Annotated in this window: 28 protein-coding genes; 14 read left to right on the plus strand and 14 right to left on the minus strand. The window is 58.2% G+C overall.

What is annotated here, in order from left to right; translation table 11 throughout:
- Positions 1–61: 61 nt before the first annotated feature.
- The 6 genes from HBO10_RS21140 to HBO10_RS21165 all read left to right on the plus strand — a co-directional run bounded on the left by HBO10_RS21140 (position 62) and on the right by HBO10_RS21165 (position 7,108).
- A complete protein-coding gene (locus HBO10_RS21140; protein WP_014720105.1) occupies positions 62–520 on the plus strand; it encodes a GNAT family N-acetyltransferase in 459 nt (152 codons plus the stop codon).
- Positions 521–841: 321 nt separating this feature from the next.
- Positions 842–1,498, plus strand: coding sequence for a DedA family protein (locus HBO10_RS21145; RefSeq protein WP_003194521.1), 657 nt, complete (start codon positions 842–844; stop codon positions 1,496–1,498).
- Between the two features lie 6 nt (positions 1,499–1,504).
- Positions 1,505–2,320 carry a M90 family metallopeptidase gene (locus HBO10_RS21150; protein ID WP_034126893.1) on the plus strand — a complete coding sequence of 272 codons (816 nt, stop codon included), beginning with the start codon at positions 1,505–1,507 and terminating at the stop codon, positions 2,318–2,320.
- Between the two features lie 109 nt (positions 2,321–2,429).
- A complete protein-coding gene (gene ppa, locus HBO10_RS21155; RefSeq protein ID WP_003176323.1) occupies positions 2,430–2,957 on the plus strand; it encodes an inorganic diphosphatase in 528 nt (175 codons plus the stop codon).
- A gap of 211 nt (positions 2,958–3,168) precedes the next feature.
- A complete protein-coding gene (locus HBO10_RS21160; RefSeq protein ID WP_034126892.1) occupies positions 3,169–3,939 on the plus strand; it encodes a S24 family peptidase in 771 nt (256 codons plus the stop codon).
- Between the two features lie 580 nt (positions 3,940–4,519).
- Positions 4,520–7,108 carry a DEAD/DEAH box helicase gene (locus HBO10_RS21165; RefSeq protein ID WP_034126875.1) on the plus strand — a complete coding sequence of 863 codons (2,589 nt, stop codon included), beginning with the start codon at positions 4,520–4,522 and terminating at the stop codon, positions 7,106–7,108.
- Positions 7,109–7,162: 54 nt separating this feature from the next.
- Here the strand turns inward: HBO10_RS21165 and HBO10_RS21170 are convergent, their stop codons facing one another.
- Both HBO10_RS21170 and HBO10_RS21175 read right to left on the minus strand, forming a co-directional pair.
- Positions 7,163–7,636, minus strand: coding sequence for a hypothetical protein (locus HBO10_RS21170; RefSeq protein ID WP_034126874.1), 474 nt, complete (start codon positions 7,634–7,636; stop codon positions 7,163–7,165).
- Positions 7,633–8,463: a hypothetical protein gene (locus HBO10_RS21175; protein ID WP_034126873.1), complete on the minus strand. Its 831-nt coding sequence runs from the start codon at positions 8,461–8,463 to the stop codon at positions 7,633–7,635. Before HBO10_RS21175 ends, HBO10_RS21170 begins: the two co-directional genes overlap by 4 nt.
- A 302-nt stretch (positions 8,464–8,765) precedes the next feature.
- On the opposite strand from HBO10_RS21175, the gene HBO10_RS21180 reads away from it, so the two are divergent.
- Positions 8,766–9,887, plus strand: a complete 1,122-nt coding sequence (locus HBO10_RS21180) for a Fic family protein (protein ID WP_034127044.1) — start codon at positions 8,766–8,768, stop codon at positions 9,885–9,887.
- A 64-nt stretch (positions 9,888–9,951) separates the two neighbouring features.
- On the opposite strand, the gene HBO10_RS21185 is transcribed toward HBO10_RS21180, so the two are convergent.
- Entirely contained in the window at positions 9,952–10,188 is a 237-nt protein-coding gene (locus HBO10_RS21185; RefSeq protein ID WP_034126872.1) for a hypothetical protein, read from the minus strand.
- Between the two features lie 509 nt (positions 10,189–10,697).
- Between HBO10_RS21185 and ycaC the strand changes: the two genes are divergently transcribed.
- Positions 10,698–11,330 (plus strand): isochorismate family cysteine hydrolase YcaC, encoded by a 633-nt coding sequence (gene ycaC, locus HBO10_RS21190; RefSeq protein WP_034126871.1) that lies wholly within the window; start codon positions 10,698–10,700, stop codon positions 11,328–11,330.
- 150 nt (positions 11,331–11,480) lie between these two features.
- On the opposite strand, the gene HBO10_RS21195 is transcribed toward ycaC, so the two are convergent.
- The 8 genes from HBO10_RS21195 to HBO10_RS21230 form a co-directional block, all read right to left on the minus strand.
- Positions 11,481–12,638, minus strand: a complete 1,158-nt coding sequence (locus tag HBO10_RS21195) for a glutathionylspermidine synthase family protein (protein ID WP_034126870.1) — start codon at positions 12,636–12,638, stop codon at positions 11,481–11,483.
- A gap of 11 nt (positions 12,639–12,649) precedes the next feature.
- Positions 12,650–13,360 (minus strand): DUF1190 domain-containing protein, encoded by a 711-nt coding sequence (locus tag HBO10_RS21200; RefSeq protein WP_034126869.1) that lies wholly within the window; start codon positions 13,358–13,360, stop codon positions 12,650–12,652.
- A gap of 18 nt (positions 13,361–13,378) precedes the next feature.
- Positions 13,379–13,807 (minus strand): DUF350 domain-containing protein, encoded by a 429-nt coding sequence (locus tag HBO10_RS21205; protein ID WP_003194539.1) that lies wholly within the window; start codon positions 13,805–13,807, stop codon positions 13,379–13,381.
- A 16-nt stretch (positions 13,808–13,823) separates the two neighbouring features.
- A complete protein-coding gene (locus HBO10_RS21210) occupies positions 13,824–14,498 on the minus strand; it encodes a DUF2491 family protein (protein ID WP_034126868.1) in 675 nt (224 codons plus the stop codon).
- The gene (locus HBO10_RS21215) at positions 14,485–15,519 is read right to left on the minus strand and encodes an ion channel (RefSeq protein WP_034126867.1); all 1,035 of its coding nucleotides are present in this window, start codon (positions 15,517–15,519) and stop codon (positions 14,485–14,487) included. The genes HBO10_RS21210 and HBO10_RS21215 overlap by 14 nt, the downstream gene beginning before the upstream one ends.
- 72 nt (positions 15,520–15,591) lie before the next feature.
- The gene (locus HBO10_RS21220) at positions 15,592–16,152 is read right to left on the minus strand and encodes a rhomboid family intramembrane serine protease (protein ID WP_034126866.1); all 561 of its coding nucleotides are present in this window, start codon (positions 16,150–16,152) and stop codon (positions 15,592–15,594) included.
- Positions 16,153–16,308: 156 nt separating this feature from the next.
- Positions 16,309–17,007 (minus strand): PspA/IM30 family protein, encoded by a 699-nt coding sequence (locus tag HBO10_RS21225; protein ID WP_034126865.1) that lies wholly within the window; start codon positions 17,005–17,007, stop codon positions 16,309–16,311.
- A gap of 17 nt (positions 17,008–17,024) precedes the next feature.
- Positions 17,025–17,606 carry a YjfI family protein gene (locus HBO10_RS21230; protein WP_034126864.1) on the minus strand — a complete coding sequence of 194 codons (582 nt, stop codon included), beginning with the start codon at positions 17,604–17,606 and terminating at the stop codon, positions 17,025–17,027.
- A gap of 560 nt (positions 17,607–18,166) precedes the next feature.
- Here HBO10_RS21230 and HBO10_RS21235 point away from each other — a divergent pair.
- The 6 genes from HBO10_RS21235 to HBO10_RS21260 all read left to right on the plus strand — a co-directional run bounded on the left by HBO10_RS21235 (position 18,167) and on the right by HBO10_RS21260 (position 24,397).
- Positions 18,167–18,811: an NAD(P)H-dependent oxidoreductase gene (locus HBO10_RS21235; protein WP_034126863.1), complete on the plus strand. Its 645-nt coding sequence runs from the start codon at positions 18,167–18,169 to the stop codon at positions 18,809–18,811.
- Positions 18,750–19,127, plus strand: a complete 378-nt coding sequence (locus HBO10_RS21240; RefSeq protein ID WP_034126862.1) for a MerR family transcriptional regulator — start codon at positions 18,750–18,752, stop codon at positions 19,125–19,127. Before HBO10_RS21235 ends, HBO10_RS21240 begins: the two co-directional genes overlap by 62 nt.
- A gap of 122 nt (positions 19,128–19,249) precedes the next feature.
- On the plus strand, positions 19,250–19,492 hold the full coding sequence (locus HBO10_RS21245) for an exodeoxyribonuclease VII small subunit (protein WP_003194556.1): 243 nt from the start codon (positions 19,250–19,252) through the stop codon (positions 19,490–19,492).
- A complete protein-coding gene (gene ispA, locus HBO10_RS21250; protein ID WP_034126861.1) occupies positions 19,489–20,376 on the plus strand; it encodes a (2E,6E)-farnesyl diphosphate synthase in 888 nt (295 codons plus the stop codon). The genes HBO10_RS21245 and ispA overlap by 4 nt, the downstream gene beginning before the upstream one ends.
- Positions 20,377–20,486: 110 nt before the next feature.
- The gene (dxs, locus tag HBO10_RS21255) at positions 20,487–22,385 is read left to right on the plus strand and encodes a 1-deoxy-D-xylulose-5-phosphate synthase (protein WP_034126860.1); all 1,899 of its coding nucleotides are present in this window, start codon (positions 20,487–20,489) and stop codon (positions 22,383–22,385) included.
- A 137-nt stretch (positions 22,386–22,522) separates the two neighbouring features.
- Positions 22,523–24,397 carry a TonB-dependent receptor gene (locus HBO10_RS21260; RefSeq protein WP_034126859.1) on the plus strand — a complete coding sequence of 625 codons (1,875 nt, stop codon included), beginning with the start codon at positions 22,523–22,525 and terminating at the stop codon, positions 24,395–24,397.
- Between the two features lie 90 nt (positions 24,398–24,487).
- On the opposite strand, the gene HBO10_RS21265 is transcribed toward HBO10_RS21260, so the two are convergent.
- From HBO10_RS21265 to ribA, 3 genes are read right to left on the minus strand one after another with little or no spacing between them, the layout of a single operon-like run.
- Positions 24,488–25,273, minus strand: a complete 786-nt coding sequence (locus HBO10_RS21265; protein ID WP_034126858.1) for a cobalamin-binding protein — start codon at positions 25,271–25,273, stop codon at positions 24,488–24,490.
- Entirely contained in the window at positions 25,270–25,689 is a 420-nt protein-coding gene (locus HBO10_RS21270; protein WP_034126857.1) for a hypothetical protein, read from the minus strand. Before HBO10_RS21270 ends, HBO10_RS21265 begins: the two co-directional genes overlap by 4 nt.
- Positions 25,686–26,303: a GTP cyclohydrolase II gene (gene ribA / locus HBO10_RS21275; RefSeq protein WP_005791841.1), complete on the minus strand. Its 618-nt coding sequence runs from the start codon at positions 26,301–26,303 to the stop codon at positions 25,686–25,688. Before ribA ends, HBO10_RS21270 begins: the two co-directional genes overlap by 4 nt.
- Positions 26,304–26,330 lie beyond the last annotated feature (27 nt).

The raw sequence follows: 26,330 nt of genomic DNA on the forward strand, positions 1-26,330 counted from the left end.
AGGCAGCATCGAGTCACGGCCGCTCGTGTGGTCATACCCCATTTGGAAGTTGAGGCCTGGCATGCGGATTACTCAAGCGACCCTGGAACACCTGGACCTGTTGACCCCGTTGTTCGTCAAATACCGCGAGTTCTACGGGGCCTTGCCGTTCCCGGACTCGTCACGGGCCTTCCTGGAAAAGCGCCTGCGGCGCAAGGAGTCGGTGATCTACCTGGCCCTGGCCGACGATGACGACAAGCGGCTGCTGGGGTTTTGCCAGCTGTACCCGAGCTTTTCTTCGCTGTCGCTCAAGCGGGTGTGGATCCTCAACGACATCTATGTGGCCGAGGACGCACGCCGGCAACTGGTGGCTGACAACCTGATGCGCACGGCCAAGAAAATGGCCAAGGACACCCACGCTGTACGGTTGCGGGTATCGACCAGCAGCGATAACGACGTGGCGCAGAAGACCTATGAATCGATTGGGTTTCGCGAAGACACCGAATTCAAAAACTACGTGTTGCCGATCAACGAAGACTGAAAACCAGTCAGCCAGACACCGCAATATCCTTGTGGGAGCTGGCTTGCCTGCGATGGCGGAGTGTCAGCGAGCATTTCTCATACTGACCCACCGCTATCGCAGGCAAGCCAACTCCCACATTGGATCCGGCGACTGGCTTGAAGCCCAACCCCTTCACAATTTCGCGACACTCCCCGCTACAAAAGCCACACGCTTTTCACCTCTCAATCCGTATAATGCCGACCTTTCAGGGTTGTAAGAACCGCGACAATTACTTGTAGCCTTATTGCCTGAGCTTCCGCACAAGCCCGCTGAGTCGGGCTATTCACACAGGTGCCATCCATGGATTTCAACCCGCTCGACCTTATCCTGCATCTCGACGTCTACCTCGACATGCTGGTAACCAATTACGGTCCGTGGATCTACGCCATTCTGTTCCTGGTGATTTTTTGCGAAACCGGCCTGGTGGTCATGCCTTTCCTGCCGGGCGACTCCTTGCTGTTCATCGCCGGTGCTGTAGCGGCTGGCGGCGGTATGGACCCAGTCCTGCTGGCCGGCCTGCTGATGCTGGCGGCCATCCTCGGCGATAGCACCAACTACGTGATCGGACGAACGGCGGGCGAGCGCTTGTTCAGCAACCCGAACTCCAAGATCTTCCGCCGCGACTACCTGCAAAAAACCCACGACTTCTACGACAAGCACGGCGGCAAGACCGTGACCCTGGCGCGCTTCCTGCCGATCCTGCGTACCTTCGCGCCGTTCGTCGCGGGCGTGGCCAAGATGCCGTACCCGCGCTTCTTCGGCTTCAGCGTACTGGGCACCATCCTGTGGGTCGGTGGCTTGGTGACCTTGGGTTACTTCTTCGGCAACGTGCCTTTTATCAAGAAGAACCTGTCGCTGCTGGTGGTGTTCATCATCCTGCTGTCACTGGTGCCGATGATTATTGGCGTAGTGCGCAGCCGCTTTGGCCGCACGTCCTCCGAAGCCAACCCGCACTGACCGCCCGTGTGGTCCCTCAGCGCCTGGCGTCGCCGGCGCCTGCTGGCCAAGCACCCGATTGCCGATGACACCTGGCAACGGGTGCGCCACCACCTGACCTTCCTCGACGGCATTACGCCGGAGCAAGACCAGTGGCTGCGCGAAGCCTGCGTGGTGTTCCTTGGCGAAAAACACCTCACCGCCCTGCCCGGCGTCGAACTGCACCAGGAACAACGCCTGCTGCTCGCCGCCCAGGCGCAATTGCCGCTGATGAACCTGGGCGACCTCGACTGGTACCAGGGCTTCCATGAGATCGTGCTGTACCCCGACGACTTCCTCAGCCCGCAACGCCATCGCGATGCCAGTGGCGTGGAGCACGAATGGGACGGCGAACACAGCGGCGAAGCCTGGCAACAAGGCCCGGTGATCCTCGCCTGGCCTGGTGTGCTCGCCAGCGGCCAATGGGAAGGCTACAACCTGGTCATCCACGAGCTGGCGCACAAGCTGGACATGCTCAACGGCGACGCCAACGGCCTGCCACCGCTGCACCACGACATGCGCGTGCAGGACTGGGCCAGCGTGATGCAAGGCGCCTTCGATGAGCTCAACCGTCAGCTGGACGCCAACCCGGACGCCGAAACCGAGATAGACCCTTACGCTGCGGAAAACCCGGCGGAGTTCTTTGCCGTCACCAGCGAGTATTTCTTCAGCGCCCCGGATTTACTGGTCAATAGTTATCCAGAGGTGTACGCCCAACTCAGCCGCTTTTATCGCCAAGATCCGCTGGCCCGCCTGACTCAACTGCAAGCCAGCGACCCGCGCTACTCGCCGCAGGGCGAATGACCGTACGACGCTTGGCGCATGGCATCGGCGTCAGAATATGCCTATAATCGCCGCCACTTTTAGGCCAATCCGGCCATGTCATATGGCCAACTAACGGGGGCAACGCCCAATGAGCTACAGCAAGATTCCGGCTGGCAAAGACCTGCCGAACGACATCTACGTCGCCATCGAAATTCCGGCCAACCACGCGCCGATCAAATACGAAATCGACAAAGACAGCGACTGCCTGTTCGTTGACCGTTTCATGGCCACCCCGATGTTCTACCCGGCCAACTACGGTTTCATCCCCAACACCCTGGCTGACGACGGTGACCCCCTCGACGTGCTGGTCGTGACCCCTTACCCGGTCACCCCAGGCTCGGTTATCCGCGCCCGCCCAGTCGGCATCCTGAACATGACCGACGACGGCGGCGGCGATGCCAAAGTCATCGCAGTGCCACACGACAAGCTGTCCCAGCTGTACGTGGACGTGAAGGAATACACCGACCTGCCGCCACTGCTGCTGGAACAGATCAAGCACTTCTTCGAGAACTACAAAGACCTCGAAAAAGGCAAATGGGTGAAGATCGACGGTTGGGGCAACGCAGACGCCGCCCGCGCCGAGATCATGAAGTCGGTTGCTGCCTACAAAGGCTGATACCCGCACCTCAGTGCCACGGCAAATAAAAAGCCCCGTTAATTCGGGGCTTTTTTATGGGCCAGACTAAACATCAAGTTCAATGTTTAGTTGCAGCGTTTAACCAAGTTGCATACATGAAAGATCAAGCCATAACTAAGCCAGATCCTACAACGGCAAATCAACGCATGGTTTATTTGATGGGACTTTCCGGCCAGTAAACTCTGCGTTTATGAATACATCAGGTGATCGTTTAAAAGCACTACTACGGGAAGTTCATCTTTCCGCCTCCGACTTCGCCAAGAACCGCGGCGTCACGCCTCAGCACGTGAACAACTGGTTCAAACGCGGCGTCCCCATGGGCCGACTCAACGAGATCGCAGAATTGCTGTGCGTCTCAAGTCGCTGGTTAAGCGACGGTAAAGGCCCCAAGCACCCGCCTGCCAACTACCTGTTGGAAGGCCCCATCGCAAGGATTGCAACCACCCGCGAAGACACAGGCAAATACCTCACAGGCCCCGCCTGCCGCCCGGAAAAAACCGACGTGGAGATCCCTCTCCACCCCACCTTCACCTCAACCGAACGCATCCGCGTCTCCTTGCACAACCTGGAAACCCTCAACGTCAACCCCGACCGCGCGATAGGCGCCTACATGGTCGACAACAGCATGATCGACATCATCCAACAAGGCGCCACCCTCGCCATCGACCGAGGCCGCACCCAAATCATCGACGGTGAAATCTACGCCGTTGAACACGACGGCATGCTGCGCATCAAATACCTCTACAACCGTCCTGGCGGCGGCCTGCGCATGCGCAGCCACAACGCCAGCGAACACCCGGACGAATACCTCAACCACGAAGAACGCTTCGAACAAAGCTTCAAGATCGTCGGCTGGGTATTCTGGTGGTCCACCCTCAACAACCGCCGCCCACCGGTGCCACTGGATGAACACCTGCTGGGCTGGGAAGGCTCTAAATCGGAACCGGAGGTGGGCAACTGAGGTGAATGTGGGTATCATGCGCCGCACATTTGGCAGGGGTCGCTTTTAGCTGATTTCCTGCCGGCGAAGCGGAGGAGTTCCCGCGGATGCCCCTACTATTCAGCCCGACGCCATGTGGGCTGAGCGATTTGAAGGCTGGTGAGGTTTGTCAAAAACAAGCTGAGGCAGTCCCCGAGAAGCCGGCCACAAGCCGGCTTTTTAATGCCTAAACCCCGCGTAAAATGGACTCTGGGCTGGTTTCAGCACTCCAGCCCATACTCCTCAGCCACATTTGCCCTCTACCCAGCAATGAACCTACGACGCTGCCTTTGCAACTTCAAACAAGGCTGGATAGGGCTTAACCCTGTAAGTGACAGAGCAGCGCATTTTTGATAGCGTCAAGCCATTACTAACGGCAATGGGTAGCCGGATGCTAGCGCGCTCAGGTGGTTCGCGCAGGCTGAAGGACCAGCTGTTTGCGCCTGGATGCGCCCCATCAGTACCGTGACCTCACGTACTCAGCCCGAAACACGGGCTCCTTCCAGCGTATGCAGCGCCGCTTCTTCAGCAACACGTTTCGCTGCACTAGGGCCCAAATATCATGGCGTTTAAAAAAAACCCAACTCAAACCCCCGCTCCAGAAAGCCCGGATCGGCTATTTCGTGACCTTCCTCGTCGCAAACATCCAAGCCTGTACGATCATCAAGGCCAGATACTTAGGACGTACGTTTCGGACGCAGTTAATGTCAGCGACGTTGCATTGCAGCTACCGACTGGCAGCGGGAAGACTCTTGTCGGGCTCCTACTTGCTGAATGGCGGCGACGTAGGTTCAAAGAGCGGGTTGTCTACCTCTGCCCCACTCGACAACTGGTAAATCAGGTTGTCGAGGAAGCCTCAACGAAGTACGGCCTAACGGTCGAGGCATTCACAGGACAGGTAAAGCGTTATACGCCTGAAGCGAAGGCAGCCTACCTTAGTGGCCAGCGCGTTGCAGTGACCACGTACAATAGCCTCTTCAACGTGAACCCTTTTTTTGAAGCCCCAGACATCATCATCATTGACGATGCACATGCGGCGGAGAACTACATTGCTAGCCAGTGGACGATGCGTATCCAACGCTCCGAAGATCCGACGCTGTTCCAATCAGTGGTTAGCGTTCTGAGGAGCGTCATCTCAGATCAAAGCTACGCGCGCCTAACCGGCAATTGGAACAGCATGGACGACATTAATTGGGTGGATAAAATCCCCACTCACCAAATGGATGAGATTGCCAACGAGTTGCGCACTGCAATCGCCGAGAACGTTGGTAATGGCGACCACAAATTCGTGTGGCGGATGATTGGAGACCACCTGCAAGGATGCCAACTCTACCTATCCGCCACAGAGGTATTGCTCCGCCCACTGATCCCGCCCACTTGGACACACAAGCCATTCTCAGGCGCAACACAGCGTATCTTCATGTCGGCAACACTCGGAGCTGGAGGCGATCTAGAACGGCTAACAGGGCGCAACAACATAAAGCGCCTGCAGATCCCCGACGGATGGGATCGACAAGGCATTGGACGTCGATTCTTCGTGTTCCCAGAGATGTCACTAGACCAGGAGGACTGCCTAGGGCTCCGACGTAAACTTATGAAAGAAGCAGGGCGTAGCCTGGTGCTAACTCCTAGTGCCGGCAGTGCGGAAGAGATCGCAAAGGACGTAAAAGCGTCACTCCGCTACAAGGTGTTCCGTGCTGACGATCTGGAAGAGAGCAAAACGGCGTTTACCAACAGTAGTCCAGCCGTTGCGGTGGTAGCAAATAGGTACGACGGCATTGACTTTCCGGATGATGACTGCCGCCTACTCTTTGTCGAAGGCCTACCACGTGCCACAAATCTACAAGAACGCTTCCTCATGAATCGAATGGGGGCAAATCTCCTATTCAATGAGCGCGTTCAAACAAGGGTGCTCCAAGCAATCGGACGCTGCACCAGAGGACTTAACGATTACTCGGCCGTGATTGTGACAGGAGAAGATCTCCCAGCCTATCTCACGGACCGGAAGCGACGCAGTTATTTGCATCCAGAACTACAGGCAGAGCTTGAGTTTGGTATAGAGCAGTCCTCCAGTATCACGGCTGCCGAGATACTAGACAACTTCGACATTTTTCTCGAGCATGAAGAGGCATGGGAGGAAGCCAACCAAAGCATACTCGAAATGCGAGAAAGCGTGTCTCAGTTGGAGTTCCCAGCAATGGACCAACTAGCTGCCATCGTTCCAAATGAAATCGCATGGCAAGCCGCGATCTGGAATGAGGATTACGTAAGCGCGTATGAAGCTGCACGCGAGGTTCTAGGCGGCCTAAGTGATGCGGGTCTACGAGGTTATCGTGCTCTCTGGCATTACCTCGCTGGGAGCGCTGCAGAGCGCGCCTCGTCAGAAGGTGAGCCCGGCTTCGATGGCAATGCCAAACAGCAATTCAAGAAGGCAAAGGAATCGGCAGCCGGTATCCCGTGGCTCATTGCTCTTGCACGAGGATCCAAAACGGAGCCTTCTGTTATCGATTCAAACCACGCAGTTGTACAGCTACAAGTCGAGCAATTGGAGACTCATCTCGCCAATCTTGGAACTCTTCACAATAGGACATTTTCGGCCTTTGAGAAGCGAATTAGAGTGGGGCTGCAGGCAGCAGGAACGTTTGAGCAAGCACAAGTACTCTTAGGGCAGCACCTAGGCTTTAACGCAGGGAAGAAAGAAGTCGATGCCTCACCAGATCCATGGTGGATTATTGGCAGTATCGCTATCGTTTTTGAGGATCACGCAAATGCAAAAGGCGAAGGCAGCACCATTGATGCAACCAAGGCTAGGCAGGCCGCCTCGCATCCCGACTGGCTACGAGAGCATGTGGCTGGGGCCGCTACAGCATCTATATACCCTGTACTTATAACTCCTGCTACGAAAGCTAAACAGGGTGCTATCCCTCATCTTGGCCGCGTAGCTCATTGGAGTTTGAAAGATTTTCTGTCATGGTCTGAAGTGGCTCTTAGTAACATTCGAGAGCTACGGCGCAACTTCACAGAGCCGGGAGACCTAGCATGGAGAGCTCAAGCCGCTGAAGCCCTGGTTAACGTGCGAGCCGACGCTCCTGGGCTTACAGAGTGGCTCTCTAATCGGCCGGCACGAGAGCATCTGATAGCTGTGCCTTGATCAAGCAGTAGTGCCTTCTTAATACTACGTCGCTTAAGAAGGCACTGAGGGCGGCTATGTTAACTTCCGGTCAGTTCTATCCAGACGCTTCAAACGAATAGAAAAGGTTGCTTCAGCTACAGGTGAAAAAAAATCATCAGCGTCCAAACGACGCTTCTGACCGTCAATGAGCCCCATCAATCGATCGTGAATATCTTGCTCGACGCGTAAGTCGCGCTTGATTTTTCGCATTCGCAGAAAATAGCTATAGAGCAGAGATAGTGAGCCGCACACGAAAACTAATCCGAGTGCAGTGCTGACGACCCTCCAAGTGCCGGAAATTACGAAATCGTTTCCAGAATACAGTGCAAAATAGCCCAAAGATATAAGTAAAGCATAGAGCACAGCAGAGTTAAGCAGAACTTTCAAACGAGCCGCGTCGAGCCTTTCAACTAACTCATCAATTGCTTTTGCAGATTGCTCTGCGAGCGCCACTAGCTCATTCAACTCTTCGACAAGACGCTCAGACGCGGAGCCTAAAGGGTTCATGAGTGGGCCGTCGATATTGTAGCAACGCTCTTAGTAAACTCGAGCAGGATCTTATCTTGCTCCTGACGCTCGAGCGAGGAAGTTGCCACTTCACCATTCCATTTGAAGTCTTTCTCGTAGGCGCACACCTGAAGTACATATATTCCAATATTCTGAGCCCCAAGATCTCGCTGAAATTCGGAGAGCATACGACTGAAGTCACTTGTACCAGCCGGGTGGTAATGTGCCAGTGCATCGTCTCGCTCATTAGCAAAGAGGTCGACTTTATTAACGGCGATCACTATCCATTTAGGCTTAGAACATGTTGACCACATTCTTCTAATGTCGCTCAAGAAAACCCGCAGATCTTCTAATTCCAGCCGAAGATTACGCTGGCGCAACTTTTCGATTGTCGTTAATCCATCAGTATTTATCAGCGTCTTTATTAAAACCGAATCGCGAGGAGCCACATAACCAAAATCCACTACGTGGATTGCACCTTCGAGTTGTTTATTGTCCTGAAAGGACTCAATCGCGCCTTTCGATCGATAACCATCTTGACCCGGAAGAACCCTGACTAGCTTTGCCCAAGATCCGGCTGAGACTGCGGCAACTTCAACGTCCAGCGACTCCAAGGGTTGCTCCAACCCAAGTTCACGTGCTCGCCCATGCATTTGGGATGTGAGCAGGGTCTTGCCCGCACCAGCATGGCCAGTTACCACTATTTGGGTTGCGCCAAGGTCCATAAAAGCCTTTAGTTGCGTCAAATATTTCTGGATTGTATAACGATTGTCGTAGCTTTTTTTGCCAATGCGGGCCGCAAGTGAAATAGCAGTAGTCCATTCCATAAGAGTCTTTGTCTCAATGCCTAGGTGGAAGCTGAGGTTGCGCCCGAACGGTAGTAAGGGTCTGCTGGCGTTCCTCTTAGGCTATCACGACAAATGGCCCTTCGTATGCGGAGGCTGCATGCAATCGTTGATTGGTTGAGCATCCAACATGTCGCCAACAGCGACACGAGGATGAAACATGTCGCAAAAACACAAAAACAACGACACGTTATGCACGCGGGTTTACACTAGCGACATGACAAGGGCGCTTATAAAAGCGGCCTCACCTTTAATTGGACGTCCTAGTGAGTGAGCGTGCGCCCGTGACAAACCCCCAGCGGCCTTGGCAGGCGGATAGACCCTATAACCAGCTTCCACCCTTGCCACCAAAGGCAGAACTGGAAACCCGAGCAGTCCTCAAACGCTGCATCGAAGCTCGAGCAGCCTTGGCCGAATTGAAACAAGCAGCCGAGCTGATTCCTAACCAAACGATGCTGATCAATACGATCCCGCTGCTGGAAGCCAAGGACAGCTCCGACATCGAAAGTATTGTCACTACTACAGATTTACTCTTTCAGCATGCCCAGGATGGCGCCAATCATGCAGATCCCGCGACCAAAGAAGCCCTCCGGTACCGCAAGGCTCTACATAACGGTTTCCAGTCGCTGGCTGAACGTCCACTCTCTACCGGCACAGCAGTAGAGATCTGTAGCACGCTCAAGGGTGTAAACATGGACATCCGTCGAGTACCTGGCGTCCAGCTAGCCAATGATCGGACCGGAGAAATTATCTATACCCCACCAGAGGGCGAAGATCGCTTACGCGACTTGCTCGCCAACTGGGAACGTTTTCTACACAACGAGACAGACCTCGACCCGCTGGTTCGCATGGCTGTCGGGCACTATCAGTTCGAGGCTATTCATCCATTCACAGACGGCAATGGTCGTACCGGGCGTGTGCTAAACACCCTGTATCTGATCCAGGAAGGTCTGTTGAATCTTCCGATTCTCTACCTTAGTCATTTCATCATTGCGCATAGAGCCGATTATTATCGACTACTGCTTGATGTCACACGCGAACAGGCCTGGGAGCCCTGGCTGCTGTACATGCTCACTGCGGTGGAAGAAACCGCTCGCTGGACCAGCGCCAAAATTGCCGCCATTCGCAGCCTGTCCGAACACACCAGCCAATTTGTTCGCGAGCGTCTGCCGAAAACCTATTCACGCGAATTGGTGGACGTGATTTTTGAGCAGCCCTATTGCCGTATTAGCAACGTCGTCGACAAGCAGATCGCTCAGCGCCAGGCTGCTTCTCGCCACCTCAAAGAGCTGGTCTCCATTGATGTTCTGCAAGAGGTTCAGGTCGGAAAGGAAAAACTGTTCATTCATCCAAAGCTGATGCAGTTGCTGATTCGCGACAGCAACGAATTCAAGCCCTATTTCTGAGCCGAAATTAATGAAATCGTGAATGAGTCGCCTGGACGATAACAACCGAACAGGCGACGTTGTATCACCTAGCCTGCAAACACTCCACAGCCCTATCCGCCACCATCTTCGCCATCTCCACCAAGTGCATTACCGCCCTCTGTGGTGCAGCCACTGACTCGCCGATCACCTGCGACGTAGCCAGCGCACAATGCAGCAGCTCAGCCACCTGCACCCAGGCATCCTCGAAGCTCAGTTCTTCATTGACCGTGAATGGGTTGGTCGGGTGTGACGACAGCGTATCTGAACGAACGTTATCCATAGCAAAACTCCTAGCAGTAAGTGACTACCACCGTCCTTTCGCGACTAAACGAGCAGAGGTGGCGGCTGTACGCAGGTTAGTCGACCGGCCGCTAGGCACCGGCGCACCCGAGGGTGCCCTGCGCACAGCCACCATAAAGTGCAGGCAAGAAGACACCTGTCTTTGGGATGGCGCGTGCGCCTAGCGAGGTCCGGGCGACTAAACCCGATCACTGAATTAGCAGTGACGGTCAGCAGCCTAGTCACCCAATTCCACTGGCGCAAGCGGTTGGGATTCTCTCGGAAACGTCCTGCAAATGAAAGGGATCGAACCTGCTGGCTACTCAAAATCAGGTAATTCATTCGCGTTATGCGCAGCAGTACGTGGCTTCCAATCGCTCGCTAGCAATTGTCCTATTTAAGTTGACAGTAAGACTCCTTTCATCCGATTTATCCCTCCTGATCTACCCATTAATCTGTGCCCATGTTGAACGCAACGCCCAACCAACCTAAACAAAAAAGGATTCAACCATGAGCGCTCCAACCTACAACCGCTTGAACAAAGACGACGCCATTGTTCTGCTGGTCGACCACCAGACCGGCCTGATCTCCCTGGTGCAGGACTTCTCCCCCAACGAGTTCAAGAACAACGTGCTGGCCCTGGCTGACCTGGCCAAGTTCTTCAACTTGCCGACCATCCTCACCACCAGTTTCGAGCAAGGCCCTAACGGCCCGCTGGTGCCGGAGTTGAAGGAGATGTTCCCGGACGCGCCGTATATCGCTCGCCCTGGTCAGATCAATGCCTGGGACAACGAGGATTTCGTCAAGGCGATCAAGGCCACGGGGCGTAAGCAAATCATCATTGCCGGTGTGGTGACGGATGTGTGTGTGGCGTTCCCGACGTTGTCGGCGCTGGCGGAAGGGTTTGAGGTGTTTGTGGTGACGGATGCGTCGGGCACGTTCAACACCACGGTGCAGCAGGCGGCGTGGAGCCGGATGACACAGGCCGGTGCACAGTTGATGAACTGGTTCTCGGTGGCGTGTGAGTTGCACCGCGACTGGCGCAACGACATCGAAGGGCTGGGGAATCTGTTGTCCCAGCGGATTCCTAACTATCGCAATTTGATGAACAGCTACTCGGCCCTGTCTGCTCGCCAGAGCTAACTGCCATGCTCCGTATTGAGCCTGCCTGAAAAGGCAGGCTTTTTTATGGGCGTAGATTGAGATGCGTGTGGGTGACGCGGAGCGTCACTGGATGCATTACCACGCGGAGCGTGGGAACGATCAAGCGGAGCGTGGGAACGATCAACTTCCTTAATCCAGGATCAAGTGCGGCAGAAACCGGCTTGAGTCCTTGGTGATCAAGCTATTGTCCTCTCGCACACCTATGCCAGCGGCCTGGTCGCCAATTACCCAAGAGCCGATCAGCGTGTAGCTGTCCCCAAATTTTGGCAGCGGTGCGAACTCCTGAAGGATGAATGGCGCATCCGTGTAGGGGCCGTCTTCTTTTACGATCAGGCCGTCGGCGGTTTGTAGTTCGATGTTGGCGCCTTCCCGGGAGAAGAACGGTTTGCGCACCCAGCCTTTTGGCACGGCTTTGCCTGGGTCGGTGTCTAGGTGGGACGCGAGCAGGTTGGGGTGGCCTTGGTTGAATTCCCACAGCAGCGGCAGGATGCCTTTGTTGGAGAGGACGGATTTCCACGCGGGCTCGAAGAACTGCGTGTCGCTCTGGGCAATCGCGGCACCAAAGGGTTCGTGGAAGATGAACTCCCAGGCGTGCAGTTTGAACAGGTGGGGGATCCAGCGATCTTCAAGGTCGACGAAGCGGCCCTCGCTGGTCAGGCCGATGTCTTCGACGTCGATGTGGCGCGATTCGATGCCGACTTTTTCGGCAACCAGACGCAGGTAGTCGGTGGTGCCTTTGTCTTCGATGGAGTCTTTCATCGAGGCGAAGTAGAACGGCTGGTTGACCTGCAGTTGGGCGAAGGCCTGGTGCAGTTTGGTGTCGATGCTATTGAACTGGTCGGCGTGCTTGGGCAGCAGGCCGCGCTCGATGCATTGTTCCAGCCAGCCCCACTGAAACGCGGCTGCTTCATAGAGGCTGGTGGGGGTGTCGTAGTTGAGCTCCAGCAACTTGGCGGGCCCGCTGCCGTTGTAGGAGAAGTCCATGCGCCCGTACAGGTGCGGGTGACCTTCGAGCCATGAGGTTCGGATCATGTCGTAGAAAGGCGCGGGGATGCTCAGGCGTTCAAGCAGTTCTTCGCTGTGGACCACGCGGGCGACGAGGTCCATGCACATGTCATGGAGCTCGGTGGTCGGGTCTTCGAGGTCGCGCTCGATTTGCTTGAGCGTGAACTGGTAGTACGCGCTTTCGTCCCAGTAAGGTTCGTCGTCGATGGTATGGAACAGGAAGCCAAGACTCTCGGCTGTGTGTTTCCAGTCATGACGCTCTGCGCATTGGATCTTCTTCATGGCCGGTGTCCTTAGCTGCTCGACCCGCCGCCCCAGCCGCTGCGTGCGCTGGCTTTGCTGCCGAAGCCGCCGCGGGAGGTGGCCGATGAAACCGAGCTCGACTTAGGTGAAGAGCGCAGCGTGTTGGTGTAATTGCTGCTGCCGTACCGGGCCTGATTGGAACGGCCAAAGGTCGCGCCATTGGACACGCGCTGGTTGAGCGTCGAATTACCGTAGTTGCCGCGATCATCGCGATAGCGGTACACCGGTTCCGAACGGTAGCTGTTGCGGTTGTTGCTCAGCATGTTGCCGATCAGCAAGCCGGTCAGCAGGCTGCTGGTGGAGAAGCCCGAGCCGCCGCCGCTGGCCTGAGCGTTGGCCGCTTGCGCATTGGCAGCGTCGACCTGGGATTGCGTCACCTGGCCTTCGGCGGTCAGTTCGAAACCGCCCAAGCGCGGGATGAATTTGCCGGTGGAGTCTTGCTGGCACCAATCAGCGACAAAGTCGGCGTCGCAATCGGCCTGGCTGTCATACACCGGCGCAATGCGGCGATGCTCGGCCATGGCCGTCATGTAGGCGTCCGAGCAGACGTCCACCGGAAGCTTTTCATCGGCGCATTGCTGTACCGACTGGAAGTTGTACTTCTTTTGCAGATCGTAGGTTTTTTCCGTTGGGCCGCAGCCGGATATCGCCATGGCGACCGACGCTGCCAGCGACAGCTGGACGTACTTGCTTCGTTTCATCGGGAGCTCCGTGGGCAATCAGTTCGAGGTGGGCGTCATGCACGCGGCATTCAGCATGCCGACGCTGATGGCCACCGCGGCCACGTAGATACCGGCCGCCAGTTCGCCCTTCTTGATGCGCTCGGACGTGCCTTTGAGCACCAGGCTGGTCAGCAGGAACGCCAGCAGTTGGACGACGGCGGCGATCACGGCCCAGACGATGAAGTCGAGAACGTTGATCGAGTAGGCAATCACATTGCTGGCCGGAATGGCGAAACCGACGATGGCACCGCCCAGGGCGACCGCTGCGGAGGTGTTGCCCGCACGGATCAGTTCGAACTCCTTGTGCGGGGTGATGCGGGTGTAGATGAACTGGAACAGCGCGAACAGTACCGCAGCCCCCAGGATGTAGAGGACAAAGCCGAGCACCGCAGCTTTGTTGAGGGAGATGGAGAGTGCTTCTAGCATGGACGGCTTCCTTTTTTTAGAGCGTAGTCAGGTCGGTGGTGTACAGCGAAATGCCCAGGGATGTGCTCAGGCTGATGGTGCCTTCGGCATCTTCTTCGACGGAGAACAGCAGGAACTCTCGACGGTCGGTCAGGCCGGTGTCGCGGGCGTATAGCATCGAACGGTGCTCGACGCTGTAGGTGGCTTCTGGGCTGGTGACCTGTTCGCTCATCGCCACCAATTCGGTCTGGCCGTCCTCGCTGCCCCACTCCCGGAAGTACTCGACGCCGTCGTGGATGTAGGTCGGCAGCCCGATCAGGCTCTGTGGGCCCGCCAGCCTGCGCAGTTCCGCTTCACTGCTGATGGTGACGTAGCTGAGGTAGTTGAACAGAATCACTGACTCGACCTGGCCCGCTATCTGGCCGGTGGTGTGCACCTGCAACCAATAATCTTCGTCGTTCATGTAATAGCGCGACAGCCAGGTGGACTGGCCAAGATCGATGGTGCCATTGCTCCAGATTTCCTGGGAGCCGGGGATCACCACGTTGGTTTTTTCATCGAGCAGCAATTTCAGGGTCGTGTCAAACATCACGCCCTTGCCCGGCGCCAGGCCCAAAGGACCGGTAACAGGCAGGCTTGGGCTGGCGGTTCGGCTCGAGTCGGTAGTGGCTTTTGGGGCCTCAAGCCCCATCAACTGTTTAAGCCATCCCATGGGAGATTTCCTTAAGGCGAGTGGAAGCGATGTAGAAGAGTTCGCCGCCTTTGACCTGTGTGGCACTGGGCGGATTGATCGACGGCTGCTGAACGCCTTTGGCGCGATAGCCGATGAGGGTGGCGTTGTGGCGCTCCTTCATCTGCGTGTACAGCTCGCCGAACGTTGCCTCAAAGGCATCGGGCAATTTCATCAGGTACTGGGTGGCGCCCTGCCCCACGCACAGCAACTCATTGATGACCACCGACGAGCCCGGATCCTGGGAGGCGCGCACCAGCATTTCGATCGCCATGCTGGACGTGCATTCAAGGCGCGGGGCGTAGGAGCTGGCCAGTGCAGCGATTTCACTTTCGTTGAAGTGGGCGACCACATGCCCGACGGGACTCAGTTGGTTCACCGCCAGCACGGTGGCCAGCGTCAGGTCATCAGACGGGGTTCGCACCAGCACACGCTCGGCACCAGGCACACCGGCACGCAGCAACAGTGCGGTGGAAGACAGGCTTTCGCCGCGGATGAACGCTGCTTTGCCCGGCATCGGGTTTTCTTCAAGGCTGCAATCGCAGATCACGATCAGGTTGTCGTTCGAGGTTTCGTCTTGCAGCAACAATTCAATCACCCGCTCGCTGGACGCGCCCTCCCAGCCGATCAGCACGGTATGGCCGACCTTGCCGGTGAAATCACCTTTGCCCTTCATGCCTTTTCTCCATGCATCGATAACACTGCTGGTGGTTTTGCCGATGGCGGCCGTGAGCAGCGCAATGCCCCCGAGCATGACCCAGGTCGCCACGAAAATTCGTCCCGCCGAGGTCTGCGGCGCGAGGTCGCCATAGCCGACGGTGAGTGTGGTGGTGAGGTAGAAGTAGATAAACGTGGCGGGAGCGGTGAGGTGTTGTTCGCCCAGCAACACCAGGCCCAGATAAGCCGTGCTCAGGTGGACACCCAAGGCAATGATCAGCCCTGCCCAACCGAAGCGGTGAAAGAGGGACGAGGCGTACATGCGTAACAGTAGGAAAATCGACATTTGGCCCCTGGCTCCCTGGGTACTTGAATCCTGACGACAGCATCGCCTCGGCGTCTGGATGCTCAAGTGCGGTCACCCGGCATTAAACCCGCTGCGCGGCGTGGATAGAAGTACCTTGGCTGCAATAAATCCGGCGAGCGCACCAAACAGATGCCCTTCGAAGGAAACGCCCTGCCGCGGAAGGAAGCCCACGATCAGCCCGCCATACAGCAAAGCCACGACAGCGGCTGTTAGCAAATTGCCCCAGCTTCTGTGAAACCAGGCGCGAGACAGCAGATAGGCCCATAGCCCGAACACCCAGCCGCTGGCGCCGACGTGTACGCCCGAAAAACCAAACAGCCAGACCAACAAGCCGCCCAGCAGAATGATGATGGCGCTGACGGCGATGAACCGGTTGACCCCTTCGATGATGACCAGAGAACCCAGGATCACAAAGGCAATCAGGTTGGCGCTCAGGTGGGCGAAGGAGGCGTGCAAAAACGGCGAGGAGAGGATGCCGAACAGACCCTGCACCGTTCTCGGGATTAGCCCGAATGCCATGAGGCTGTAACCGGTCGCCACATTGAGCAGTTGCAGCGCGACCATGAAGAGGGCCAGGCCTGCGATTGTCTTGAAACCCTTCAAGGCGTTCATCCTGACCTCAACATACAAAAGAAAGGCACTGCGACTGTGGCGAGGGAGCTTGCTCCCGCTGGGACGCGAAGCGGCCCCAAAAACAGGACTGCTGCGCAGCCCAGCGGGAGCAAGCACCCTCCCCACAGAGTTGCAGGCTTAACTGACCTGCGTTGATTACTCAGCCGACTTTTGCTTCAGACGCTCCAGAATCGCATTGGCACTGCCTTCGTTCGGCGTGATGCCGGCATCGCGCAGTTTGCGCTCCAGGTCCGTGCCCGTTGACGCATCAGCCAGCTCATCCTGGGCTTGCAGCTCAGCGGCACGTTGCTGCTGCTTGGCCTGCAAGCGGTTGAGCGTACCGACGGCGGTTTCCAGCTTGCCGTTGGCACCACCGCTGGCAATGGAGGCACTGACCTGGGCCTTTTGCACGCTGTCGCGAGCCTTGGCCATGTCCACTTGCTGGCGCAGGCTTTTGATGCGGCTCTCGGCTTTGGTGATGTCTTTGCGCATGCTTTCAGCGTACCCGCCGAACTCGGCGGTCTGCTTTTGCTCCACGTCCCGCTCGTTGGTCAGGGTCGAAATGGCTTCGGCCACTTCCAGGGCGAGGTCTTCACGGTTGGCCTGGATAGCGGCCATCGCCTTGGATTCCAGGTCTTTGATCTTGGCGTCGTACTCGCCAACACGATCACCCGCCAGTTTGTGCTTGGCCATGATGCTCACCAATTCACGCTTGGCGTTGGCCAAGGCGCTGTCGGCATCGCGAATTTCCTGGTCGAGGATGCGCAGGGCCTGTTGGTCGACGATCGATTCGCCGACTTCGCTGGCACCGCCACGCAACGCGGTGAACAATTTGCTCCAGATGGACTGAGTCATTGGATTTTCCCGAATAATTAAATGAAGAAACGTTCGAAGGCTTCGCTGGCGCGCTGCACGTTATCAACCAGGGTTTTCACCTCGGTCACGATGTTGGTCAGGCTGGAGTCGGAGCTGAGCGCACCGAACATGTTGTAAACCACCTGCCCGTTCGGCATGGACTCGATACCGATGGACGACAACGGGAACATCTCCCGGCTGCGCAGCACGGCGTCGTTGAATTTCGCGACATCGTTGATGGACTCGGCGTCGACCAGGACGGTATCCACGATGATTTGCTCGCCCACCACCGCGATGTAAATCGGCAAGCCACCAAAGTCGTTCATCTCCAGCTTGATGCTGGACTCGGAGCCTTGGACGAGAGAAAGCGTAATGTCATTGGACGTCACGTCATCCAGCGCCTGAAGAGCACTGAAGAGGCGATCGATATTCCAGTTGGTACCTGCGCTCATGAAATTCTCCGACATGAATGAGCCAGCCAGGATCGGTTGGCGTAGCTGTTTCTCCATTTGCTTGAGCAGGCTTCGGTTTTCGGGAAGCACCCAAGTCTCGTGTTTCACATAACCGGCCGCCGCCAGCCCCGCACGCATCTGCTTCATGTAAAAGCTCGACGGCTTTTTTGCGGACGGCTTCAAGCGCTCTCCCTTGAGGCTTGTTGAATCGGTATCGGGCCCAGTTGATGGGCTCGATGGAGAGCTGCTGTTCATGGTACTGACCTCGCTGCGAAAAACTCACGCGTGAGAAAATCTACAGACAATCCGCAAGGTACTCAATAGCTCACGCGTGAGATTTTTCCTTACATTTTTCAACCACCGAAAAGCCCCTGGCTACCCCGCCAACTCTCGCTCGATTTGCTCGTCTGCAGGGAAGTTTGTCCAAAAGCGCGACTTGATGGCACCAAGACAATTGTGCAGTAGCCTGTTGCACAATTTTCCGAATCCGACCACGCCTTAGCAAAAGCACGCCTGTACTTGAAATCGCGCGGCGAAGAACCCTGATGTCAGGGAAGGCAGGCTAGCCAGCCCACAGTACCGTCACAAGCGTTCATGAGCACTTCAGGAAGGGTCCTGCGCACCTCACAGAAAGGTCCTGCTGGCACTTGACTCTCCCCTATACGGCACCCCCTACCCTGAATGCCCTTTTCTCAGAACTTATCACCATGAGTCAGCGCATTCTGGTCATTCTCGGCCACCCGTCCGCCGATAGCTTTTGTTCCGCCCTCGCGCACACTTATATCCACGCTGCTAAAACGGCCGGTCACGAAGTCCGCGTCCTGCGCCTGGGTGATCTCAGGTTCGACCCCATCCTTCATCATGCTTACACCCAGGTTCAAGCGCTGGAACCTGACTTGCTCAGCGCCCAAGCCGACATCCTTTGGGCCGAGCATCTGGCCTGGGTTTTCCCTGTCTGGTGGGGCGGTGTCCCGGCACTGATGAAGGGCTTTATCGACCGCGTTTTCCTACCCGGCTTTGCCTTCAAATATCGCGAAGGCAAGGCATTCCCAGACAAGCTGTTAAAGGGCAGAACCGCGCACTTGTTAGTGACCCTGGACACGCCGTCGTGGTATTACCGCTGGGTTTATCGCATGCCGGCCATCTACCAGATGCGGCGCACCACGCTGGCGCTGTGCGGCATCGCGACGAGCAAGACGCTGCTGTTGGGGCCGGTGCTGGGCTCTTCGCTGACGCAGCGGGCCAAGTGGCTGAAACAGGCCGGCGCACTATTTGAAAAAGGGAATTTTCATGTACATCGGCAAAGCCGCGCAGTTGTCCGGCACGACCATCAAGGCGATTCGTCACTATGAGGCGATCGGGCTGATGCCAGCGCCTGCGCGTCGGGGCGGTTATCGCATTTATACCGAGCAGAGTGTCGAGCGGCTCATGTTTATAAAGTGCGCGCAACAGCTGGGGTTCAAGCTCAAGGAATTACAGGAGATTTTGCAGGGGTACGAGGGTGACGCGCTTCCTTGGGACAAGGCTGATCAAGCCATCGCCAATAAGAAGCAAGCGTTAGCCATGCAAATTGTGGCATTGCAGAATATGCATCGGGGTTTATTGGTCTTCGAGGCCCAATTGAAAGCGGCGCAGGCGGAGTGCTCGGTCGCCACGAAGGCAAGCTGAGACTCGGTGAGCCGAATAAACCCATCAATCGGCTCACATCACCGTGTGTGCGCCACTCATTTGCCCCAATCCCCCATGTCTGCTAGTGTCGCGCCGGTTTACCGTCTACCGGAATTGCCGCCATGGCCCGCAAAAAAGTTGCACTCGATTTCGAACAATCCCTCGCCGACCTGCAAGCCCTGGTCGAGCGTCTGGAGAACGGCGAGTTGTCGCTGGAAGACTCGTTGACAGCGTTTGAGCAAGGCATCGGCCTGACCCGCGACTGTCAGAGCGCGTTGGCGCAGGCGGAGCAGAAGGTCCAGGTGTTGCTGGAGCGTGACGGGGAGTTGGCCGAAGAACCTTTCGATGCGGAACAGCCGGAATGATCAGCGCGTATCAGGCCAGTAGCCAAGCCCGGGTGAATGCCGCGCTGGAGCCCCTGTTTGTTGCGCCAAGCCCGGAAATGACGCGCCTCTATGAAGCCATGCGCTACAGCGTGATGAATGGTGGCAAGCGGGTGCGCCCGTTGCTGGCCTATGCGGCCTGCGAAGCCCTGGGAGCGCCGGCGGCCGAGGCCAATGGCGCGGCGTGTGCGGTGGAGTTGATCCACGCTTATTCTCTGGTGCATGACGATTTGCCAGCCATGGACGATGATGATTTGCGTCGCGGCCAGCCCACCACCCATAAAGCCTTTGATGAAGCCTATGCGATCCTGGCCGGTGACGGCTTGCAGAGCCTGGCGTTCAGCGCATTGCTGGACCCGCGCTTGAGCAGCGTCAACGCCGAGATCCGCCTGCGCATGGTCACCGCCTTGGCCCACGCCGCAGGCCCGGCTGGCATGGTCGGCGGGCAAGCCATCGACATGGGCTCGGTCAGCCTCAAGCTGGATCAAAAAGCCCTGGAACACATGCATCGCCACAAGACCGGCGCGCTGATTGAGGCGGCCGTGCAGTTGGGCGCCCTGGCCAGTGGCCGCGCCGGCGCCGAGCAATTGGCGGCCCTGCAGACCTATTCCCGCGCTATCGGCCTGGCCTTCCAGGTGCAGGACGATATTCTCGACGTGGAAAGTGACACCGCCACCCTCGGCAAACGCCAAGGCGCCGATATCGCACGGGACAAGCCGACTTATCCTGCCTTGCTGGGGCTGCAAGCCGCCAAGGCGTATGCCGTCGAGCTGCGCGACCAGGCCCTGGATGCCCTGCGACCTTTCGACGCGGCGGCCGAGCCACTGCGTGACCTGGCGCGGTATATCGTCGAACGTCGCCACTGACAGCCGCGGCCATTTGCGCCGCATATCGGCCAAGTTAGGCCCTCTGCGTGGGCAGTTTGCACGGCTTGAGGTAAACTGCCGCCTCTTCTATACCTATAACGATTCGCCTGATGCCCACGACGTTTCAAGAGATTCCCCGCAAACGCCCGTCTACGCCCCTGCTCGACCGTGCTGCCACGCCGGACGGCCTGCGTCGACTGGGTGAAGCCGAGCTGGAAACCCTGGCCGATGAGTTGCGCCTGGAATTGCTCTACACGGTCGGCCAGACCGGTGGGCATTTTGGCGCCGGGCTGGGTGTGATCGAGCTGACCATCGCCTTGCATTACGTGTTCGACACCCCGGACGACCGGCTGGTGTGGGACGTGGGCCACCAGGCGTATCCGCATAAAATCCTCACCGGCCGTCGCGAGCGCATGGCCAGCCTGCGTCAGAAGGACGGCCTGGCCGCCTTCCCGCGCCGTGCCGAGAGCGAGTACGACACCTTTGGCGTCGGCCACTCCAGCACGTCCATCAGTGCAGCGCTGGGCATGGCGATTGCCGCCCGCCTGCAAGGCAGTGAGCGCAAGGCGATTGCGGTGATTGGTGATGGCGCGCTGACCGCAGGCATGGCCTTCGAAGCGCTGAACCATGCGCCGGAAGTGGACGCCAACATGTTGGTGATCCTCAACGACAACGACATGTCGATTTCGCGCAACGTGGGTGGCCTGTCCAATTACCTGGCGAAGATCCTCTCCAGCCGTACCTACGCCAGCATGCGCGAAGGCAGCAAGAAAGTGCTGTCGCGCCTACCTGGCGCGTGGGAAATCGCGCGTCGCACCGAAGAATACGCCAAGGGCATGCTGGTACCCGGCACCCTGTTCGAAGAGCTGGGCTGGAACTACATCGGCCCTATCGACGGCCACGACCTGCCCACCCTGATCGCCACGTTGCGCAACATGCGCGACCTCAAGGGCCCGCAATTCCTGCATATCGTCACCAAAAAAGGCAAAGGTTTCGCTCCGGCGGAAGTCGACCCGATTGGTTACCACGCGATCACCAAGCTCGAACCCCTCGATGCCCCCGCCGCCGCGCCGAAAAAGGCCAGCGGGCCGAAGTATTCCGGGGTGTTTGGCGAATGGCTGTGCGACATGGCCGCCGCCGACCCGCGCCTGGTAGGGGTTACCCCGGCGATGAAGGAAGGCTCCGATCTGGTGGCGTTCAGCGAGCGTTTCCCGCTGCGTTACTTCGACGTGGCGATTGCCGAGCAACACGCCGTGACCTTCGCGGCCGGCATGGCCTGCGAAGGCGCCAAGCCAGTAGTGGCGATCTACTCCACCTTCCTGCAACGCGGTTATGACCAGCTGGTTCACGATGTGGCGGTGCAGAACCTCGATGTGCTGTTCGCCATCGATCGCGCCGGCCTGGTAGGCGAAGACGGCCCGACCCATGCCGGCAGTTTCGACCTCTCGTACCTGCGCTGCATCCCCGGCATGCTGGTGATGACTCCGAGCGACGAGAACGAACTGCGCAAGATGCTCAGCACCGGCCACCTGTACAACGGCCCGGCCGCTGTGCGGTACCCGCGCGGCACCGGCCCGAACGCCGTGATCGAAAAAGACCTGGAACCGATTGAAATCGGTAAAGGCATCGTGCGTCGCCAAGGCAGCAAAACTGCATTCCTGGTGTTTGGCGTACAACTGGCCGAAGCCTTGAAAGTCGCTGAGAAGATCGACGCCACCGTGGTCGACATGCGGTTCGTCAAGCCACTGGATGACGCGTTGGTGCGCGAGATCGCCGCTGGCCATGAGCTGCTGGTGACCGTCGAAGAGAACGCCATCATGGGCGGCGCCGGTGCGGCGGTCAGCGAGTTCCTGGCGCGGGAGAATATCCTCAAGTCGGTGCTGCACCTAGGCTTGCCGGATGTATACGTCGAGCACGCCAAGCCGGCGCAGATGCTGGCTGAATGCGGGTTGGATGAAGCGGGTATCGAGGCGTCCGTTCGCGAGCGCCTGGCGCTACTGAATCTGTAATCTGCCCCAAATGTGGGAGCTGGCTTGCCTGCGATGACGGCGGCACATTCGCTAACAATGTGTCAGATACACCGATATCGCAGGCAAGCCAGCTCCCACAGTGGTTTTGCATGACCTTCGAATGCTATGGACAGCCCATGAAACGCCTGTGCCTTGCCCTGCTGCTGCTACCCTGCGCTGACCTGCTCGCCGATACCCGCGACCAGGCCCTGAAGCTCTCCGACGTGGTCATCAGCGCCAACCGCCAAGTCCAGGCGCGTAATGACAGCAGCGCCGCCAACACCGTATTCACCCGCGCCGACATCGACCGCCTTCAGCCCACCAGTGTCACCGACCTGCTCAGCCGCGTGCCGGGCGTGCAAGTTGCGCCAACCGGTGGGCGTGGCAGTTTGCCGGGGATTTTCATTCGCGGCACCAAGTCGGCGCAGAGCCTGGTGCTGGTGGACGGCCAACGCATCGCCAACACCACCTCCGGCGACAGCGGCTTGCAATACCTCAACGTCGATCAGATTGAACGGGTGGAAGTGCTGCGCGGTTCACGTTCGGTGATTTACGGCAGCGATGCGATTGGCGGGGTGATTCAGGTGTTTACCCGGCGCAATGCCGAGCAAGGCTTGCAGCCGCGCTTGAAACTGGGCTTTGGCAGCAACCAGACCTGGGAGCGCAGCTTGGGCCTGTCGGGCGGTGATGAACACACGCGCTTCAACCTGGGCGCGAGCCTGGATGAAACCGCCGGTATCAATGCGAGCCACGCGTCGTTTCCCAGTGACGGCGACCATGATGCCTACCGCAACCAGTCCATCAGCCTGAACCTCAGCCATTCGTTCAGCGATGAGCTGGAGGCGGGCTTCAACCTGTTGGATAACCGTGGCAAGTCGGAGTACGACAACAGTTATGGCCGCTACGACGGCGCCACCGGGCAGAGCCTGGGCCAGAAACCCTACACCGACTACACCGTGAGCAGCGCCAGCGGCTATCTCGATGCCAAGCTCAATGACAGCTGGCAGTCGCGCCTGGAGCTGGGCCACAGTGAAAACCGCGACACCAAGCGCGATACCCTCAGCGATGATTACAGTGCATTCAACACCTACCGCGACTCGGTCAATTGGCAGAACGACCTGACCCTGGATGAGCAAAACAGCCTGATCGTCGGCGGCGACTGGTACGAAGATCGTTTCCACGGTTCTACCACCTTTACCGAGAACAGCCGCTGGAACCGGGCAGCGTTCGTGCAGCATCGCTTCCGTAGCCAGTGGTTTTCCACCGAGCTGGGCCTGCGCCGCGACCAGAACCAGCAGTTCGGCGGCCAGAACAGTTGGAGCGGCACCCTGACCTTGCCGGTCAACCCTGACAATGACCTGCTCTTGAGCTACAGCGAAGGCTTTCGCGCGCCGACCTTCAACGACCTCTATTACCCCGACACGCAGTACAGCAACCCCAACCTGCAGCCCGAGACATCAAAGAGCTACGAGCTGCAATGGCGCAGCCAACTGAGCGACAGCACGCGCCTGGAAGCCTCGCTGTATCGCACCGACCTGAGCGACGCGATTATCCTTGACGCTGGCAAGCCGCAAAACGTGGCGTCGGCGCGGATCAACGGCTTTGAAGCGGCGCTCAAGCAGGAACTGTTTGGCTGGCAGGGCAACCTGGGCCTGTCGCTTATCGACCCGCGTGACCGTGACAGCGGCCACACCCTGGCACGTCGCGCACGGCGAACGGTGAACCTGGATCTGGACCGGCAATTTGATCAACTCGGTCTCGGCGCCAGCTGGCAAGCGATCAGCAGCAGCTACGACGATGAAGCCAACCGCAACCGTCTGGGCGGTTATGCTTTGTTGGGGCTGCGCAGTAGTTGGGCGTTGAACCGGGAGGTGTCGTTGTCGTTGAAGGTGGATAACTTACTGGACAAGTCTTACGCACGGGCGAAGTACAGCTACCTCGGGGAAAGCCAGAATTATCGTGAAGAAGGTCGGGTGTGGATGGTTGGGGTGACGTGGACCCCTGAGATCTAAGTAGCCTGATCCGGCGTCATCGCAGGCAAGCCAGCTCCCACAATTGAAATGCATTCCCTAGTGGGAGCTGGCTTGCCTGCGATAGCGTTGTCACAAGTTCGGCGCGATCACCTGGCACAACCGCCCCACCGCCTCCAACATCTGCCCGCTGGGCCGTTCCAGGCCCTTCTCCGGTACCAACCGCACCCGAGCAGCCATCGCCGGCCATGCTTTCCAGGCCTCCTTCTGAGCCTGATCCCCCACCAGGATCACCTCGGGGTCTCGCGCCAGCACCGATTCGATATTCACCTGCGGCGCCGGCAACTTCAGGTCATCAAACACATTGCGCGCCCCGCACACGCTGAGGGCATCGCTGATGATCTGCCCACCGCCCACGGTGTACAGCGGCTGGTTCCACACTTGGTAGAACACACGCAGCGGCTCGGCCCGCTGGTAGCGCTGGCGCAACTCGGCCAAGCGCTGGCGTAATTGTGCGGCACGCTGGCGCCCCGCCTCAGCTCGGCCTAATTGCTCGGCAATGGCCTGCACCTGGGCGGTCAGTTGTTCAAGGCTGTGGGGTTCGGCGACGTACACCGGGATATTCAACCGCTGGAGCTGCTCACGCTGGGCCGGACCGACGCTGCCAGGCCACAGCAGGATCAAGTCGGGCTTGAGGCTGAGCAGGCGCTCCATGTCCAACTGGCCGTAGTGCCCGACCGAAGGCACCGTCGCCAACGCCGCCGGGCGGTCACCACCGTCAAGCACGCCGGCCAGCAAGTCCTCGGCCCCCAGTTCAAGCACGATTTCAGACAGTGACGGCGCCAGGCTGACAACCCGCTCGACCGGCCAGCCCTGGGCACTGAATACCAGCAGCAGCGCCAGCCAATAGCGCTTCATCCCAGCTGGCGCGGTATGCGATAGAGATAGAACAACACCAGCGTCGACAGCGCCAACAGAAACAGCGGCACCGCCTCCAGGCCGACGAATACCGCCAGCGCGCCAATCCAGGCCGGTAACGCTGCAACCAGCAACGCCGTGCGCCGACGCGCCGCCAGGGTGATCCAGGCCGCGGGTTCGTCAGCAGTATCAAGGGCTTTGGAGGTGGCGATCAGCGCGTGCTTGTAGGCATGAAAATAACGCAGGCTGAGAAACATCGAGGCCACGCCGGCGATGAAGAACGGCATGGCCAATACGGGCAACAAGGATTCAGCACGGCCAAACAGCAGGTTGATCACGAACAAGGGCAGCAACGCCAGGGCCAGGTACTGCCACCAGTTGAAGGACAGTCGCCGTTTCACCTGGCCACGGGTCACGCGCGGTCGACCTCGCCCTGGTGCTCGTTGCCCATCATGTGGTCGAGCTTGCTGGCTTTGGTGGCCAGGTAGAGTTTGTTGTGCGGGTTGTGCCCGGTGTGTAGCGGCACCCGCTCGGCCACGGTGATGCCCATCTCGGTCAAGGCTTTGACCTTGCGGGGGTTGTTGGTCATCAGGCGCAGGGATTTGACCCCCAGGTGCTCGAGCATCGGCAGGCAGATGGCGTAGTCGCGCTGGTCGGCAGCAAAGCCCAGGCGCTCGTTGGCCTCGACGGTGTCGGCGCCGCCGTCTTGCAGCTCGTAGGCACGAATCTTGTTCAACAGGCCAATGCCCCGGCCTTCCTGGCGCAAGTACAGCAGCACGCCACGCCCTTCACGGGCGATGGCCTGCAGTGCGGCCTCCAGTTGCGAGCCGCAGTCACAGCGCTGGCTGAACAGCGCATCGCCGGTCAGGCACTCGGAATGCACACGCCCCAGCACCGGCGCGCCATCGGTGATGTCGCCGAGGCTGAGCACAACGTGCTCGCGCCCGGTGGCTTCTTCAAGAAAGCCGTTCATGGTGAACGTGGCAAAAGGGGTAGGCAGCTTGGAAGCGGCGACGAAAACGACGGGCACCGTGTGCTCCTGATTTCAGATTTCACA

This window comes from Pseudomonas sp. WS 5503, assembly GCF_012985385.1.
GTDB lineage: Bacteria > Pseudomonadota > Gammaproteobacteria > Pseudomonadales > Pseudomonadaceae > Aquipseudomonas > Aquipseudomonas paracarnis.

Excerpts from the sequence above, each read along its gene's own strand:
- HBO10_RS21210 (WP_034126868.1), bottom strand. The coding sequence starts at position 14,498 with ATGGGATGGCTTAAACAGTTGATGGGGCTTGAGGCCCCAAAAGCCACT.
- HBO10_RS21170 (WP_034126874.1), bottom strand. The coding sequence starts at position 7,636 with ATGAACCCTTTAGGCTCCGCGTCTGAGCGTCTTGTCGAAGAGTTGAAT.
- dxs (WP_034126860.1), top strand. The coding sequence starts at position 20,487 with ATGCCCACGACGTTTCAAGAGATTCCCCGCAAACGCCCGTCTACGCCC.
- HBO10_RS21245 (WP_003194556.1), top strand. The coding sequence starts at position 19,250 with ATGGCCCGCAAAAAAGTTGCACTCGATTTCGAACAATCCCTCGCCGAC.
- HBO10_RS21165 (WP_034126875.1), top strand. The coding sequence starts at position 4,520 with ATGGCGTTTAAAAAAAACCCAACTCAAACCCCCGCTCCAGAAAGCCCG.
- HBO10_RS21205 (WP_003194539.1), bottom strand. The coding sequence starts at position 13,807 with ATGCTAGAAGCACTCTCCATCTCCCTCAACAAAGCTGCGGTGCTCGGC.
- HBO10_RS21200 (WP_034126869.1), bottom strand. The coding sequence starts at position 13,360 with ATGAAACGAAGCAAGTACGTCCAGCTGTCGCTGGCAGCGTCGGTCGCC.
- HBO10_RS21145 (WP_003194521.1), top strand. The coding sequence starts at position 842 with ATGGATTTCAACCCGCTCGACCTTATCCTGCATCTCGACGTCTACCTC.
- HBO10_RS21230 (WP_034126864.1), bottom strand. The coding sequence starts at position 17,606 with ATGAAGCAGATGCGTGCGGGGCTGGCGGCGGCCGGTTATGTGAAACAC.
- HBO10_RS21220 (WP_034126866.1), bottom strand. The coding sequence starts at position 16,152 with ATGAACGCCTTGAAGGGTTTCAAGACAATCGCAGGCCTGGCCCTCTTC.
- HBO10_RS21215 (WP_034126867.1), bottom strand. The coding sequence starts at position 15,519 with ATGTCGATTTTCCTACTGTTACGCATGTACGCCTCGTCCCTCTTTCAC.
- HBO10_RS21185 (WP_034126872.1), bottom strand. The coding sequence starts at position 10,188 with ATGGATAACGTTCGTTCAGATACGCTGTCGTCACACCCGACCAACCCA.
- HBO10_RS21260 (WP_034126859.1), top strand. The coding sequence starts at position 22,523 with ATGAAACGCCTGTGCCTTGCCCTGCTGCTGCTACCCTGCGCTGACCTG.
- HBO10_RS21265 (WP_034126858.1), bottom strand. The coding sequence starts at position 25,273 with ATGAAGCGCTATTGGCTGGCGCTGCTGCTGGTATTCAGTGCCCAGGGC.
- ycaC (WP_034126871.1), top strand. The coding sequence starts at position 10,698 with ATGAGCGCTCCAACCTACAACCGCTTGAACAAAGACGACGCCATTGTT.
- ppa (WP_003176323.1), top strand. The coding sequence starts at position 2,430 with ATGAGCTACAGCAAGATTCCGGCTGGCAAAGACCTGCCGAACGACATC.
- HBO10_RS21225 (WP_034126865.1), bottom strand. The coding sequence starts at position 17,007 with ATGACTCAGTCCATCTGGAGCAAATTGTTCACCGCGTTGCGTGGCGGT.
- HBO10_RS21175 (WP_034126873.1), bottom strand. The coding sequence starts at position 8,463 with ATGGAATGGACTACTGCTATTTCACTTGCGGCCCGCATTGGCAAAAAA.
- ispA (WP_034126861.1), top strand. The coding sequence starts at position 19,489 with ATGATCAGCGCGTATCAGGCCAGTAGCCAAGCCCGGGTGAATGCCGCG.
- HBO10_RS21195 (WP_034126870.1), bottom strand. The coding sequence starts at position 12,638 with ATGAAGAAGATCCAATGCGCAGAGCGTCATGACTGGAAACACACAGCC.
- HBO10_RS21240 (WP_034126862.1), top strand. The coding sequence starts at position 18,750 with ATGTACATCGGCAAAGCCGCGCAGTTGTCCGGCACGACCATCAAGGCG.
- HBO10_RS21160 (WP_034126892.1), top strand. The coding sequence starts at position 3,169 with ATGAATACATCAGGTGATCGTTTAAAAGCACTACTACGGGAAGTTCAT.
- HBO10_RS21140 (WP_014720105.1), top strand. The coding sequence starts at position 62 with ATGCGGATTACTCAAGCGACCCTGGAACACCTGGACCTGTTGACCCCG.
- HBO10_RS21235 (WP_034126863.1), top strand. The coding sequence starts at position 18,167 with ATGAGTCAGCGCATTCTGGTCATTCTCGGCCACCCGTCCGCCGATAGC.